This window comes from Arthrobacter sp. 9MFCol3.1 (assembly GCF_000620385.1).
GTDB lineage: Bacteria > Actinomycetota > Actinomycetes > Actinomycetales > Micrococcaceae > Arthrobacter.
In genome coordinates, this window is record NZ_JIBJ01000003.1 from 222,447 (window position 1) to 237,066 (window position 14,620).

Sequence of the window (14,620 nt, forward strand, 5' to 3'; positions counted from 1 at the left end):
AGATCGTCCGTATTAGGTATCTGCCTAGCTGAAGTAGGCTGCGGTATGGCCGATTTGTCGCCTCAGATGCCGCGAGCGGGCGGCCTCGGCTACCAGCACGACTACTTCACCCGGCTCGGCTCAGACATCCGCGCGCACGTGAACATGCCGGCAGTCCACATGGCCGCTTCCCAGCTCAAACGCTGGATCGACGGCACCCTCCATCAGGGCATCTCACGTGAACAGCTGGGCTACTACCTCGACGAGTTCGCCTTCCGCTTCAACCGCCGCACCGCCAGAAGCCGCGGGCTGCTGTTCTACCGGCTCCTCCAGCAGGCCACCAACACCGACCCCGCACCGCTGAAAGACCTCGTCATCCCCCAGGACAGCGTTCCCCGCCCGATCCACGAGTGAAAGGACTCTGGCGGCGCTGAGGAAGTCGGCCCTTCCAACGCTCCTGGCCAGGTCCTCTGGGGATTTGTTCAATAGGGGGAGGCCACAGAATCGGTGAAAAATCGTACACACTAAGGCCTTCGGGGTGGTTTGCCTAGGGGTCGGTAGCGCCCGGGGCCGCGGGTGTTGGGACGCCAGGTGTAGTCGCCGGTGAGGTTGATGTGTTCCCAGCCCAGGGGCGAGAGGTGCTGTTCGAGGCCGGGTCCGGGTGGGCCGTGGTGGCTGATTCGAGGTAGACGGTGTTCCACAGGACGATGGCGGCGGTGACGAGGTTGAGGCCGGAAGCCCGGTCGCGTTGGTGCTCGAAGGTGCGGTCGCGTGTCTCGCCCTTGCGGTTGAGGAACACGGCTTGGGCGAGGGCGTTGCGCGCTTCTCCCTTGTTCAGCCCGGCGGTGACGCGGCGTCGTGTCGGTGGTCGCGGTGGAAAACGTCCGAGTCCGCGTCTTCGCTCGTGTCGCTATGCCATGAGGACCGACCGACGCTTCCATCACACGCGACGATTGCTCTGGTGGCGCGACCCGCTCTCGAGCCAACACGCGCAGCAACGACAACCACCAGAAGATGGACCCGGCCGACCTTGTCGCCACGGCGCGCAGGGTCCATAATTCAAACGCCTGTATAGTGCAAACGTTCCAAGGAGGAGCAATGCGCGGATTTCAGTGTGTAGATCCCTCGCACGAGAGGATCGAGTTCACCGGCGCGGATGACGAAGAGCTGTTCCAAAACATCAAAGCGCACACCACCGAGGCCCATCCTCAGCTCACTGACAGCCAGGTCAGGGAGATGATGGCAGGCGAGGCGTGGTGGAAGGAAATGGCAACATCTGGGGACAACGCTGGATCGTCGCCGTCCGCCTACGACAAGTAACGCGACCGGCCTCTAAGACTCCCAGCCCGCCAGAGCCGGCCGCGTCCCTCGCGACGACGCCAAACCACCCCGAACGCCTTAGAGTACGATTTTTTGCCGATTGTGCGGCTCCCCAAGAGCCACCCAACGGACTCCAGTAGCGCGCCCGTACCGCCTCGGACGAGTGAATGAGCCGAACAATTCCCCGCATGTACGGGCTACTTCAGCTAAGCAGATACCCAATTCGTCCCTTCTGGATGAGCCGGATATCCAGGACGGGTGCCATGCTGGCCCCATGGATGATCAGTCCGCTGCCTGGCAGTCACAGTCTCGGCCGCGTGCTTATCAGACAGGGCGGATGGAAGCATCCAGCGACCTCGTGTTTTGCCATTGCGATAACGCTCATCATTCTGGAGATAGCCGTCCCCGCCGGCTCAGTGTCTATCCGGCTGAACCTGCTGTTACTCCTGGTCGTGTCGTTTCTGCCGTTCCCGACATCAACCTGTTCCTGAAGATGATCATGGTTTTGGTCACCTGGCGCTACGCGGTCCGCGCGCATCGGCAGGCAACATCAAGTCCTGGATGCGGTTCGTCCGGCGGAGAGTGAGGGCCTGTGAGCGACGTGGCTGAGCGGCAAGTGGGTGCGGCCGGGGTCGTGCTGTTGACGTTGGCGATGGGGCAGTTCGTGATGGCCCTGGACACCACCGTGATGAACACGGCGATCGCGACGGTGGCCAGCGACCTCGGGACCACGGTGACCGGCATCCAGACGGCGATCACGCTCTACACGCTGGTGATGGCGTCGTTGATGATTACGGGCGGCAAGATCGGCGAGATCATCGGACGGAAGCGGGCGTTCACGATCGGGTGCGTCGTATATTCCTGCGGATCGTTGACGACGGCACTGGCCCCGAACCTGACCGTGCTGATCATCGGCTGGTCATTCCTGGAGGGTCTGGGAGCCGTACTGATCATGCCGGCGATCGTGGCGCTGGTCGCGTCGAACTTCGGCAAGCCCGAACGGCCGCGTGCCTACGGGCTGGTCGCCGCCGCCGGCGCTATCGCGGCGGCGCTCGGCCCGTTGATCGGCGGCGCGTTCACCACCTACGCATCGTGGCGCTGGGTGTTCGCCGGCGAGGTCCTCATCGTGGTCGTCATCCTGCTGCTCGCGCGGCGGGTTAACGACACACCCGCGGCGGAGGGTGTCCGCCTCGACCTCGTGGGCACGGTGCTGTCGGCACTCGGTCTGACATTGATCGTCATGGGCATCCTCCTCTCGGGGTCGTGGGGGTTCGTGCAGCCCAAGCCCAACGCGCCGGAGTGGCTCGGGCTGTCTCCGGTCATCTGGCTCATCCTCGGCGGCGGTGTAGTCCTGGCCCTTTTCATGGCGTGGGAGAACCGGCGCATCGCGCGCGGTGAGGGCGCGCTCATCGACCCATCGATGCTCCGCAGCCTCCAGCTGCGCAGCGGCGTCACCTCCTTCCTGTTCATGTACCTCGTCCAAGCCGGCACCTTCTTCGTCGTCCCACTGTTCTTGTCCGTGGCGCTCGGGCTTTCGGCGATCGAGACCGGAGTGCGCCTATTGCCTCTTTCGCTGACTCTGCTGATCTTCGCGATCGGCATACCGAAACTGCGCCCGGACGCCTCGCCACGACGTGTCGTCAACGCCGGCTTCGTCGCCCTGTTCGCCGGCCTGGTGCTCCTGGTCGCACTGCTCGAAGTCGGCGCGGGTCCAGAGATCGTGACCTGGCCGCTGCTGCTCGCAGGTTCCGGACTGGGAGCGATGGCCTCCCAGCTCGGTAGCGTCACTGTGTCCGCCGTGCCTGACGAACAAAGCGGTGAGGTCGGCGGTCTGCAGAACACCGGCACCCAGCTGGGCGCCTCGATCGGGACCGCGCTAGCCGGCGCTGTGCTCATTTCCGCGCTCAGTGCCTCGTTCTTCGCGATCATCCACGACAACCCGGAAATCCCGGCCACCCTTGAGTCGCAAGCGCAAGTACAGCTCGCGGATGGGGTTCCGTTCGTTTCCGATGCGGACCTGAGGGCCGCGCTCACTGCCGCGGACGTTCCCCCCGCGACTATCGACGCGGTCTCGGAGGCGAACGCGGACAGCCAGATCCAAGGGTTACGCGCTGCCATCTCCATCCTTGCCCTGATCACACTGCTCGCCCTGGTCTTCACCCGCGGCATACCAACCATTCAACCCGGCACCCAAACCAAGCAGGACTCCCAACGGGCGCCGTGATCATCAACGGCTCGCAAGCACGGCCGCGTTCAACACCGCATTGCGCATCGCGATGCCCGATCGGGTCTTGGGTACGAGGAGGCGCGATGCGATGCCGGCGCCCCGTAGTAGCGGTCGGACGTGTTGGCGGTGTCTGTGTTCATAGCCGGCGAAAGCAGCGGTGTGGTCGCCCGGATGGGCGGCAATCGCGTCGGCGAGGGTCTTGGCTCCAACGATCGCGCTGCTGGAGCCTTCACCGAACAGCGAGATGCAACTCGCCGCGTCACCGAGCAGCACCACGCGGCCGGCACTCCAATGCGGTAAGTCCACGCGGGAGACGGCGTCGAAGTACCTATCGCCGGACGCACCCCATTCCTCGAGCGCGAGCGTGGTGAGCCATCCGCCGCCGGCATAGGTGGACTCGACGAGGCTTCTTCCTTGTTCCACATCGCGGTAGTCGAAATCGTGCTGCCCACGGAAGATAAATGCGAAACCGGGCTTCCCACCCGCCGGATGGATGGTCAAGGAGGTTCCCGGTTCGTTGTACAACAGCACGGTGCGCGGATCCGCGACCGGCACAGGGGCGCGCACGGTGCCCACGAACATGCCGAAAGGGCGGGAAAAACGTTCCTCGGGGCCGAATGCCAGGCGCCGAACGGTGGAGTGGAGTCCGTCGGCTCCCACGACCAGGTCGAAGCGACGGGAAGGGGTCCGCTGAAACTCGACGTCGATTCCGCCGCCGTCCTGGTGCAAGGCAGCGATCGAGTCGTCCCGGATGATGAGACTTGTCTCCCGGGCCTTGTCGAACAACAGGCCGACGAGTTCATTGCGTTCGACCTCGACCTCCTCGTGGCGGTCGGCGCGTCGGCGCGTGCGGATTGTGGCCTGTGGCCGCCCGTCCGCGTCGACGAAGACCAGGCGTTCGACACCGGTGGCAGCCTCCTCCAGGCGCGCCCAGATGCCCATTTGCCGTGCAATCGCGACCGCTGCTCCGCGTACGTCGATAGGGTTGCCGCTGAATCGTGTGTCGGCCGCTCTTTCCACGATCGTGACCGACCAGCCAGCCTTCTCCAGCCAGTACGCGGCGGTCGAGCCGGCAATCCCGCCGCCCGAGACCAGTACGCTGCGATCCACCATGCCCCCATTCAAGCACTCAACACCGGAGGCAAGTCCGCACTGCTGGCGATCCCATGGCGGACCCAATTTGGATCGCCACGACTCGATCCGAAACCCAGAGTGTGGACAGTGTCCACACTCTTCTGGCGGTGCCGGTTCGTCCGGTTTTGCTGCGTCAGCCATGAAGCCGGTCGAGGCTTGCCGAGTCCGTCCAGGCGGCTTTGAGCGTGTCGGTGCGCTTGAAGGGTTCCGCCAGCGCATTATCTGCCTGTTCGACGCACGACCGGTAAGGTTCACACCGCCATCGAGCGGGTGGTTAGGCTGGGTGGATGGCGACAGTTATTCTCGTGCGGCACGGCCGCACCACAGCCAATGCCACTGGACTGCTGGCCGGTCGGGCCGTCGGCGTCAGCCTGGACCAGATCGGGCGCGACCAGGCGGCTCTGACCGGGGACCGGCTCGCGGCCGTGCCAGTAGTCGGGGTGGTGTCGAGCCCTCTTGAGCGTTGTCAGCAGACCGCGCAGCTCATCCTCGATCGCCAGGCTGGCTCGCCGTACGCGCCGGTCGATCCCGATCTCACCGAGTGCGATTACGGCCAGTGGCAGGGCCGCACGCTCAGTGATCTCGCGACCGAGGATTTGTGGCCCGTTGTGCAGTCGCAACCGTCCGCCGTCGTCTTTCCCGGCGGTGAATCCATGGCCGCGATGCAGGCTCGGTCGGTGGCAGCGATTCGACGCCACGATGCGGCCTTCGAAGCCGAGTACGGGCCAGGGGCCGTGTGGGTGGCGGTGAGTCACGGTGACATCATCAAGTCAATCCTCGCCGACGCGCTCGGCATGCACCTTGACTTGTTCCAGCGTATAAACGTGGGGCCCGCCTCCGTATCGATCGTGCGCTACGGCGCTAGTCGGCCAAGCGTTTACGCGACTAACACCGACGCGGGTGATCTGTCGTGGCTGTCGAACGGCATCGACTCTGGCGACGCGCCGGTGGGTGGCGGTGCAGGGCAAAAGGCGCCATGAACCTCATGTGCCTAGAATACTGACATGCCTACACGTGTTCACGAGTTTGCCTGGCCTGATCGGGTCGTCGTTGGCACCATTGGCCTTCCGGGGGCGCGAACGTTCTATCTGCAGGTGCGCGCAGGGACGCAGATCGTGAGTATTGCCCTGGAGAAGCAGCAGGCGGCTCTGCTCGCGGAGAAGATCGACGAAATTCTCGACCAGCTGATCACCGTCGAGGGCAACCCCTTCAGCATTCCCACGAGTACTCCCATTGAACTTGTCGACAATGACCAGCTCGAGGCCGTTCAGGAACAGTTTCGCGCCGGCGCCATGAGCTTAGGTTGGGACCCAACCACGGCCCAGGTCGTAATAGAGGCCCACCCCATCACCGACGTCGATGCTGATGACAACGACGAATCGCTCGATGAGGACGGCGCTAACGAGCCCGAAATGCTGCTGGTGCGAATGCCGGTCGGCACCGCCCGCGCATTCGCCAAGCGCACCCGGGAGATCGTGGGCGCCGGGCGTCCGACGTGCCCGCTCTGCGGTTACCCCATAGACGCCGACGGGCACATCTGCACCCTTCCCGAGGTCTGATGCCAGCGCCGGACCTTGTGAACGCCGAACTGACGCTCACCGGCCGCATCACGACGGCTTCAAACGCTACCTTTCTCGGCAGCATCGGCGACGTGGTGGTCGTCTATAAACCGATAGCAGGCGAAAGTCCGCTGTGGGATTTTCCCCACGGCACACTGGCTCAGCGGGAGGTGGCCGCCTACCTGGTCTCGCAGGCCTTCGGCTGGGACGTCGTGCCCCACACCTGGCTGCGCGGTGGTCCGATGGGCGAAGGCATGGTGCAGCTCTGGCAGGAGCCAGACCCAGCCCAAAGCGCCGTGAACCTGGTCGCGACGGACCACGTCCCGGAGACGGGCTGGAAACAAGTTCTCGAGGGACGGGATGAGAACGGACGGATGGTCGCCCTCGTTCACGAAGACTCGCCAGCGCTCAGACGCATGGCGGTGTTCGACATGGTCGTCAACAACGCCGACCGCAAAGGCGACCACATTCTTGCCATGACGGACGGACACCGGCACGGCGTGGACCATGGGCTCACCTTTCACCGAGACCACAAGCTGCGCACGGTGCTGTGGGGATGGCTGGGAGAAGCTCTGACCGCCGAGGAACGCGACGGCATCGATCGTGTCAGCGAAGGACTGCACGGTGGGCTGGGCCGAAACCTGGCGGACTTGCTCAGCGCCGAAGAAATCGCATCGCTCGCCGCGCGCTGCGCCCGGTTGCGCCTGGCAGGGCGGTTTCCGGCTCCGAGCGGTGAGATGCCGGCGGTGCCCTGGCCGCTGTTCTAGGGACGACCTATTCGGCGTAGAAGTTTCCAAGGGCGACGGCAACGAAGAGACTAGCAATGATCCAGAAGAGCCGTCCACGGTATTCGATCCCGCGGGCCGAAGTGACCCGCCGCCGCGCGCCGCGGGTCAACCGAATTGGCGATTCAATCCTCTCGACAGCCTCGGCGGGGAGAACCTCGTGAAGTCACTGCGCATCCTGAAGCCCGGCGGGAAGGCGATCGGAATCGCCGGTCCGCCGGACCCGGCGTTCGCGCGCAACGCCAGTCTGAACCCTGTGCTGCCCCTGGCCATAGCGGGGCTCAGCAGCAGGATCCGGCGGCAGGCAAAGAAGCTCGGCGTTAGCGACGAGTTCCTCTTCATGCGTGCCAGCGGCGACCAGTTGCGCCAAATTGGCTCTTTGGTCGACGACGGCGTGCTGCGCCCGGTCGTGGGAAAGGTCTTCAACTTCACCCAGACCCCACAGGCGCTCGAGTCGCTGGCCAAGGGCGGCTTCCGCGGCAAAGCCGTCGTCACCCTTCCCTCCTGAGCCGACAGCACCATTCACCGCACAGACCACCCAGGAGGACTGCCAGCATGAGCAGCTTCGACACCCCAAACGGCTCCGTCGTCACGTCGTACGCGAAGGCCGCCACACGCACCATCACCGCCGGTGGCGTCACCTACGCCTACCGCGAGCTGGGGCCCAAGGCCGGCATCCCCGTCGTGTTCTTCGTGCACCTTGCCGCGACCCTGGACAACTGGGACCCCCGCATCATCGAGGCCATCGCGAAGAACCGCCACGTCATCACCTTCGACCAGCGCGGAGTCGGCGCCTCCACCGGGCAGGTTCCAGACAGCATCGAGGCGATGGCCGACGACGCCTATACGTTCATCAGGGCCCTCGGGTTCGACACGATCGACGTCCTCTCCTTCTCAATGGGCGGCATGATCGCCCAGGACCTGCTCCTCAAACATCCCCACCTCGTCCGCAAGCTCGTTCTGACCGGCACCGGGCCGCGGGGCGGCCAGGACATCGACAAGGTCGCCAGCACGACCTACTGGGACGTCCTCCGCGCGAGCCTGACGTGCGCGGACCCGAAGGAGTTCCTGTTCTTTAACCAACGCCACCGGCAAGCCGGCCGCGAAGGCGTTCATCAAGCGCCTGCAGGAGCGCACGGTCGACCGCGACAAGCCGATCAGCACCAAAGCCTTCCAGACGCAGCTGAAGGCAACCGGAAGTTCGGCCGCTCCGCGCCGTCGGACCTGTCAAAGCTCACTCACCCCACCCTCATCGCCAACGGCGACAAAGACCGCATGGTGCCGTCGATCCTGTCCGAGGACCTGCACCGGCGCATCAAGGGATCCGTGCTGATCATCTACCCCGACTCGGACCACGGCCGGACCCAGGTCGGCGTGCTGCTGTCCCGCTGACGCAATCAAGTGCTCGCACTAACGCCCGGTGTCCACCAGGCGCCTGCGGTCGTGGATCGGCAGGCGCCATTCGTGCACGTGAAACAGCTAAAGAACGCAAGACCAGCAAGTCAGCCGACGTATCCGGCGAAGTCCAGTTCCGCGAGTGCACGAAGCGTTCTGCTGGGCGCCGGTGACTTCTTCCAGTCAAGCCATCTCAGACTGCTGACATGCGGTCGGACTTCATATCGACTCCGTTGGTACTTGGCACGAGCATCAGAGAAATGGGCGAGACGGCGGCCATGAACGCTGGTGGCAAATAGGTTCAAGAAGTGTCTGCGGGCTAGCGGTCCAGTGCGGCTGGCGCTCCGTGGTGGGAGAAATTACTCGGACTAACACTCTCCTCAACCCGACGCAAAGCACAACCCGAACGCAGAGGGCCTTTCAAGAAACGGCTCCGATTTCTTCGACCATTCCCGCCGCCGGTCCAGCGCGAATTTTCACTAAGTGGACGCCGGCATCGCCCGCCGTCCCCTCACATATTGTCGGCGTCCTTTCGAGCCAACACGGCTACGTTCCGGGACTAACTGCGAGGGTTCGCGCAGTGCGCCCATCACCGACTTGGTCGCGCAGCCGCGGTGGCCGGTGCTCCACTCAACGGGCGAGCCCGCTGCGCAGCTAGTCCCGCAGAGCCGAGCGGGCCCGGAGCAGACGGGCCGCGGGTGAGAGCCAGGTCTCCCGGGGAAGGCGGATCCGCAGCGCGCCTGGCCGAATGGTGAACCGCAGTGGGGCCGCCATGCGGATCGCTTCCCCGTCCATGCCGACGTCGATCGGCCCACCCGAGTCCACCTCAAAAGTCGAGGGCTCCCAGGCGACGGAGCCGGGAAACGTGTCCGGGTGCCCGCTGGCCGCGGCCAGCTGGCGCCGTGCTTCTGCTGGATCGTCCGGGAGCTTGAGGGCCATCACCCCGAGGTGGCCGCCGTCGAGCCGCGGCCGGTTGGCGAGGGTGGAGGGCGTGCGGCCATACGGGTTGTTCGAGATCTGGAGCACGTGCGCGCGGGTGTACTCCTCCCCCGCCGGACCGGTGAAGCGCAGATCGAAGGGTTGGCTCCCGGGCCCCAGCATGCTCGGCAGCATGCTCAGGGTGGTGTCCACCTTGGCATTTCGGTACTCGGGGGAACGGACGATTTGCGCGTACAACCCGAGCGAGACGTTGTTGACGAACACCCGGCCGTTGACTTGGCCGAGGTCGATGCGGCGTTCCACGGCCACTCCGAACGCGTCGAGTGCCCCGAGAACGTTGCCGCGGTCGAGGCCGAGATCCATGGCCAGGTGGTTGAAAGTGCCGGCAGGCACCACGACCATGGGCACACCGTGCCGGGCGGCCACGTCCGCGACCAGCCCAAGCGAGCCGTCCCCGCCAGCCATGCCGAGCACATCGGCACCGCTGGCCACTGCGGCCTCGGCCAGCCCGGTAAGGTCCTGCCCCGGTTCCAGGATGAGCACCTCAATGCCGCGTGCCCGGCATTCGTTGACCAAGCCGAGGCGATCGGCCTTGCCGCCGCCGCTGCGGGGGTTCACGATCAAGGCGGGATGGCCCGCCGGCGGAACGGCGCGGCCCGGAGGTTCCGACCGTCGCAGGACGCGGATCCCGCGGATGGCCACGATGCCCGCCAAGACGAGCACCGTCCCTGTTATGAACGCCCCGACCCAACCGGTGTCGGATCTGCTCGAACGAGTCACCGCGGCGTTCAGTCGGCGTGGTGGGCAGGGTCTGCGCGACGGCGCTGACGAAGGCGAAGCCGCGCGAGGTATGCCGCCGTGTCGCCGGAACCGCGGCCAGCGCACGCCACGAACTGCCAGGGGCCTCTGGGTAAACGGGGCGGCGCTCTTCGGGCCGTAGGCGGCGGTCATCCCTGACCGATCACACGTCGATGCAGCTCAGTCGTGAGTTTATGGATCTCGCGGGTGAGTTCGGTGTTGTTCTTCAGTTCGGATTCCTGCTCGAGGAAGTCGTGATCAGCCTTTTCCTGCTGGAAGGCGGATGCGCGGTTCTGCCCGATCATGATGAAGGTCGACAGGAAGATCGACTCCAGCGAAACGACGAGGGTCAGCGTCGGCCACGGGCTCTTCTCGACGAACAGCCTCCACCCGGCGAAGACGACCACGCGGACGTAAACGAAAGGCATCGATCCGGCAAAGCTGGTGATTGCATCGGCGATCCTCAGTTGCGGGTGCTCGGCACGCCGCTCCCGGAACCTGGTCACGACCGGGTGTTCGCGCAGTGGCGGCGGCGGATGGAGTCGGGCCATTGCTCTCCTTGGAAGTTGCGGCGGACGAGCCACGCTACGATCGGTGGCAGTCACTGCACTATGGCGTCGACGGCGGGTCCCGGGATGCTCCGCCGCCTCGAGGCGGCCAAGGACGCTCAGCCGCCTCCAACAGCTGCTCGAGCACCGTGGAAGGACGCGGTCTTTCACCTCCAGTTTTGGCCGTCCGAACAGGAACGGTAGGGGCTTAGGTCCCATCGCCGGCGATTTCGTGATCGGCTGGCAGTGGTGCGACACCGAGAAGAAGGCCGCCTGGGCTGCGCTGCTGCAGCGGTTCCGCGCACCCCGGGTGGTGATCACCGACGGCGGATCCTGGATCGCCGCGGCGTAGTCTGACAGCTGGAACGATACCGCGGTGCAAATCCGACCCGCTCGATGCCTACCAGGCCGCCGAATCGGGGCTCGCCGGCCGCGCCGCCACCACCCCGAAATCCCGCGACGGGGCGGTGGAATCGTTGTGGGTGCTGCGCGCGGAACGTGCCACCGCCATGCGCGCCCGGGTCGCCGTGATGGTCCAGGTCAGGGCGATCTTGGTGACCGCGCCGAAGAGCATCCGCGCCAAATACCGGGCCATGACGAGCCCGGCCCTGATGGCCGCACTGGAGAGGACACGGCCCGCCGGACCAGCCTCCGAGCCGCTGGCCAGCACCGCGACCGTGCTGAAACGGCTCGCCGTCCGCTACCGGCACCTGCACCACGAGCTGGCACAGATCGATGCCGAACTCGATGCCATCCTCGCCTTCCACGCACCGATGCTGCGCGAAAGACCTCCCGCCACCGGCTCAGCTGCGCCGGCGACCGGCAAGCCAACAAAGCCATCCACCACGTGGCCCTCGTGCGGATGCGCTACGACAACAGAACCAGGGCCTACGTAGCCAGACGGCGTCAGGAGGGCAAAAGCACCAAAGAAATCATGCGCTGCCTCAAACGCTACGTCGGCCGGGAAATCTACGACCAACTCCGCCACCCGCGCCCCGCACCCGACGCCGGAACCCTCCGGACAACACGCACAGCCAAGCACCTGACCCTTCCGCAAGCCGCCGACGCCCTCCACGTCTGGCGCACCGCCCTGTCCCGCGTGGAACGCGGACTCAGCCGGGATGATGTCTTCCACCAGCGCTACGAAACCTGGCTCAGAGAACCTTGACGTGTATAGGAGCATCAATATCCACACCCCAGATTGGCCAACTCCAAACACTGCAGCCACCGACCGCACCCCACATCATCGGGACGCGGTTCCTTTTTGTACTGACAAGATTCGCCCTGCCGACCAGCCGGCATGATCACCCTGCAGCATCACCCCCACTCACCAGTGAAGACAGGTGACGCCAGATGTCACCTCAACTAGCTGAGCCGGATGTGTGAGCACTAGTGACGCCCCTGCCGGGCGCCACCATGTTCTTCACCTTCATGAGCCGCCGCACGAACAAGGCGCCTATAGCGGAATGGCTGACTCCCGCCGGACAAGCGATGTTGTTCCACTGGGCGGATCGGGCAGCGGATGACCCTCTGCGAGGTGCAGGGCGATGGCCGCCGTGTATGTGCCCAGCCGCTCCATGTCGACCGCAATGCTGGAGATGGACGGCATGAATCGTTCCGCGAGGGGTGAGTTGTCGTGGCCTACGACGGAGAGATCCTCGGGGACCCTGATGCCGCTTCGGACGGCACCGGCGATGACGTCGGCTGCCGTCTCGTCGTTGTAGGCAATCACGGCGGTGACTCCTGCTTCCCGCCACTCAGCCGCAGCAGCTGCTCCCGAGTCATCCTGGTAGTTGACCTGGCGGACAATGGGCTGGGAAATACCCGCTTCGGCGCAGACCCTATTCACCAATTGGAGCCGCTCCTGGATGAAGTCCCGGAGCCGCGGATCCGGTGGGCAGGCATACCCCAGCCGCTGGTGGCCAAGGCTCAGGAGGTGCTCGGCCTGGAGTCGAGGCCCGGAGGCGAAGTCAGTCGATGCCGGGGCCGCAGTTGCGTCCGGTGAAGGGATGACGTTGTTGATGCCCAGGGATTTCATGTCTGCGATGTCTTCTTTGGAGAAGGGGGCGTACCCGATGACGACGGCCGGCTCCAGGATCGCCCAGAGTGGTGTGGCAGTGCTCTCGGGGAGCGGCGTGAACGTGACCAGGACATAGCCGTGTGCTGCCAGGGCGTGGGTCAGCACCTCCAGATTTGTCCGCAGGCTGTGCTCCAGCGGCCAGTCGGGCAGAACGAGAAGGACGATCTTATTGCGTCCGCTTCGGAGTGCCCGTGCGGCCTGGTGCGGCTTGTAGTTGAGCTGTTGGGCGGCGGCCAAAACGCGTGCCCGGGTCTCCTCGGAGATCGTCTGGCCCTTGGTCCGGTTCAGCACGAAACCCACCGTGGCGGGTGAAACGCCCGCCTTGCGCGCAACATCCGCCGCAGTAGTGCGCCGTCCCACGGTTGTCGTCACACCCATCTCCTTGAATCGTTACAAAAAGTTCTTGCCAGCCTCAGTATGCCTTGCTAGCATCCTACCCATCACTAGTACGTACTAGTGAAATTCCCCCCTCCGAATTTTCGACAATGGAGTCCCGAATGAATTCTCCTGAGACGCCGCCGGTGTCCACTGCTACCGAATCCCCTGCAGCGGGGTTGCTGGCAACCGAAGAAGCACTCTTCCTTACAGCGCCGTCAGAAGAGTCTGACCTCCCCAAGGTCTCCGCCAAATACATCTGGCTGATGGTTCTGGCCCAACTGGGTGTCTTCATTGCATTCATCACTCCTATCGCGATCTCCCTGGCTGTCAAGGTCAGCCAGATCACGCCTGGCCAGGAGCAGAACCTCGGATACATCCTCGGCGCCGGATCGCTGGTGGTCATGCTGACTGGACCAATGCTGGGCACCCTCAGCGACCGCACACGGACCGGTCTCGGCCGACGCCGGCCCTTTATCATCGCCGGCACCGCCCTCGGACTCGTTTCCCTCATAGTCATGGCCACGGCGGACAGCATTGTGGTGCTGGCACTCGGCTGGGTGCTGGCCCAGTTGGGCTGGGGCCAGGCACTGGCAGGCCTGAACTCCTCCCAGGCGGACCGGCTGCCGGAGTCCCAGCGAGGCAAGGTCTCGGGCCTGGTCGGCTTCGCCAACCAGATCGGCCCCGTCGTCGGGGTCGTGTCCGCCGGGTCACTCATGACCAACAACATGCTGCTGTTCCTCGTCCCGGGCATCGTCGGCGTCGTGACCTGCCTCCTGTTCGTCCTCTTCGTCCGCGAAGAATCAAGCAAGAGCCTGGTTTTCGAAGACCGTTTGAGTCTCCGGCTGATCGCTTCGAAGTACGTCTACAACCCGAAGCAGTACCCGGACTTCAGCTGGAACTGGCTCGCCCGCTTCCTGTTCTACTTCGGACTGACGCTGAACACGACATTCACCGCGTTCTTCATGGCTTCCCGGCTCGGCGTCTCCCTGCAGGAGATCGCCGGGGTCATCGCCACCATCGGCGGCATCGGCATCCTCGCCACCACGGTCGGCGCGATCGGCGGCGGCTTCCTCTCCGACAGGATCCGCCGTCGGAAGCCCATTGTGCTGGCCGCAGCCATCATCTTCGCCTCAGGCATCGTTGCCATGGCCTTCGCTCACGACCTGCCCATCATCGTCGTCGGCTCCGTGCTGACCTCAATCGGCATCGGCGGATTCTCCGCCGTGGACCAGGCCCTGCTCCTGGATGTCCTCCCCGAGAAGAAGACCAATGCCGGCCGCTTCCTGGGCATCACCGGGTTCGCCACCTCAATCCCCCAGGCCGCGGCCCCGCTGATCGCGCCGCTGTTCCTCACCATTGGCGCCACGGCGGCCGAGAAGAACTACACGCTGCTCTACCTCGTGGCAGCGGGCATCACCCTGCTCGGTGGACTCGTCGTCCTCCGCATCAAGTCCGTCCGCTAAGAGAACCTCGAAAGA

14 protein-coding genes and 4 pseudogenes are annotated in these 14,620 nt (G+C 64.9%); 12 read left to right on the forward strand and 6 right to left on the reverse strand.

Annotated elements, in window-relative coordinates; all coding sequences use genetic code 11:
- Positions 1–87: 87 nt before the first annotated feature.
- A pseudogene (locus C560_RS0101060) lies at positions 88–393 on the forward strand (transposase); the annotation flags it as partial.
- 110 nt (positions 394–503) lie between these two features.
- Here C560_RS0101060 and C560_RS0101065 read toward each other — a convergent pair.
- A pseudogene (locus C560_RS0101065) lies at positions 504–838 on the reverse strand (Tn3 family transposase); the annotation flags it as partial.
- A gap of 239 nt (positions 839–1,077) precedes the next feature.
- Here C560_RS0101065 and C560_RS0101070 point away from each other — a divergent pair.
- The 3 genes from C560_RS0101070 (at position 1,078) to C560_RS20895 (ending at position 3,523) form a co-directional block, all read left to right on the forward strand.
- Entirely contained in the window at positions 1,078–1,299 is a 222-nt protein-coding gene (locus C560_RS0101070) for a hypothetical protein (RefSeq protein ID WP_026536799.1), read from the forward strand.
- A gap of 337 nt (positions 1,300–1,636) precedes the next feature.
- A complete protein-coding gene (locus C560_RS23195) occupies positions 1,637–1,885 on the forward strand; it encodes a hypothetical protein (RefSeq protein WP_155855698.1) in 249 nt (82 codons plus the stop codon).
- Positions 1,886–1,891: 6 nt separating this feature from the next.
- Entirely contained in the window at positions 1,892–3,523 is a 1,632-nt protein-coding gene (locus tag C560_RS20895; RefSeq protein WP_231494220.1) for an MFS transporter, read from the forward strand.
- Positions 3,524–3,526: 3 nt separating this feature from the next.
- Here the strand turns inward: C560_RS20895 and C560_RS0101080 are convergent, their stop codons facing one another.
- Positions 3,527–4,639, reverse strand: coding sequence for an FAD-dependent oxidoreductase (locus C560_RS0101080; protein WP_026536800.1), 1,113 nt, complete (start codon positions 4,637–4,639; stop codon positions 3,527–3,529).
- A 308-nt stretch (positions 4,640–4,947) separates the two neighbouring features.
- On the opposite strand from C560_RS0101080, the gene C560_RS0101085 reads away from it, so the two are divergent.
- The 5 genes and pseudogenes from C560_RS0101085 to C560_RS20900 all read left to right on the forward strand — a co-directional run bounded on the left by C560_RS0101085 (position 4,948) and on the right by C560_RS20900 (position 8,396).
- Positions 4,948–5,640 (forward strand): histidine phosphatase family protein, encoded by a 693-nt coding sequence (locus C560_RS0101085; protein ID WP_026536801.1) that lies wholly within the window; start codon positions 4,948–4,950, stop codon positions 5,638–5,640.
- 24 nt (positions 5,641–5,664) lie between these two features.
- Positions 5,665–6,219: a DUF3090 domain-containing protein gene (locus tag C560_RS0101090; protein WP_026536802.1), complete on the forward strand. Its 555-nt coding sequence runs from the start codon at positions 5,665–5,667 to the stop codon at positions 6,217–6,219.
- A complete protein-coding gene (locus tag C560_RS0101095) occupies positions 6,219–6,986 on the forward strand; it encodes an SCO1664 family protein (RefSeq protein ID WP_026536803.1) in 768 nt (255 codons plus the stop codon). Before C560_RS0101090 ends, C560_RS0101095 begins: the two co-directional genes overlap by 1 nt.
- Before the next feature lie 151 nt (positions 6,987–7,137).
- Positions 7,138–7,512 (forward strand): annotated as a pseudogene (locus tag C560_RS0101105) (zinc-binding dehydrogenase); the annotation flags it as partial.
- A 47-nt stretch (positions 7,513–7,559) separates the two neighbouring features.
- Positions 7,560–8,396 carry an alpha/beta fold hydrolase gene (locus C560_RS20900; RefSeq protein WP_081801573.1) on the forward strand — a complete coding sequence of 279 codons (837 nt, stop codon included), beginning with the start codon at positions 7,560–7,562 and terminating at the stop codon, positions 8,394–8,396.
- Between the two features lie 657 nt (positions 8,397–9,053).
- Here the strand turns inward: C560_RS20900 and C560_RS20905 are convergent.
- The 3 genes from C560_RS20905 to C560_RS23705 form a co-directional block, all read right to left on the reverse strand.
- Positions 9,054–10,061, reverse strand: a complete 1,008-nt coding sequence (locus C560_RS20905; protein ID WP_051532929.1) for a diacylglycerol/lipid kinase family protein — start codon at positions 10,059–10,061, stop codon at positions 9,054–9,056.
- A gap of 224 nt (positions 10,062–10,285) precedes the next feature.
- On the reverse strand, positions 10,286–10,687 hold the full coding sequence (locus C560_RS0101120) for a DUF1003 domain-containing protein (RefSeq protein WP_051532930.1): 402 nt from the start codon (positions 10,685–10,687) through the stop codon (positions 10,286–10,288).
- Positions 10,688–11,084: 397 nt separating this feature from the next.
- Positions 11,085–11,279, reverse strand: a complete 195-nt coding sequence (locus C560_RS23705) for a hypothetical protein (RefSeq protein WP_231494242.1) — start codon at positions 11,277–11,279, stop codon at positions 11,085–11,087.
- Here C560_RS23705 and C560_RS23710 point away from each other — a divergent pair.
- Both C560_RS23710 and C560_RS23715 read left to right on the forward strand, forming a co-directional pair.
- A pseudogene (locus C560_RS23710) lies at positions 11,268–11,525 on the forward strand (hypothetical protein); the annotation flags it as partial. The gene C560_RS23705 and the pseudogene C560_RS23710 sit on opposite strands and share 12 nt — an antisense overlap.
- Before the next feature lie 93 nt (positions 11,526–11,618).
- The gene (locus C560_RS23715) at positions 11,619–11,852 is read left to right on the forward strand and encodes a helix-turn-helix domain-containing protein (protein ID WP_051532931.1); all 234 of its coding nucleotides are present in this window, start codon (positions 11,619–11,621) and stop codon (positions 11,850–11,852) included.
- A gap of 288 nt (positions 11,853–12,140) precedes the next feature.
- Here C560_RS23715 and C560_RS0101140 read toward each other — a convergent pair whose 3' ends face one another.
- Positions 12,141–13,136 (reverse strand): LacI family DNA-binding transcriptional regulator, encoded by a 996-nt coding sequence (locus C560_RS0101140; protein WP_051532932.1) that lies wholly within the window; start codon positions 13,134–13,136, stop codon positions 12,141–12,143.
- A gap of 125 nt (positions 13,137–13,261) precedes the next feature.
- Here C560_RS0101140 and C560_RS0101145 point away from each other — a divergent pair, with 125 nt between their 5' ends.
- On the forward strand, positions 13,262–14,605 hold the full coding sequence (locus tag C560_RS0101145) for an MFS transporter (protein WP_026536808.1): 1,344 nt from the start codon (positions 13,262–13,264) through the stop codon (positions 14,603–14,605).
- The last annotated feature ends 15 nt before the right edge of the window (positions 14,606–14,620 follow it).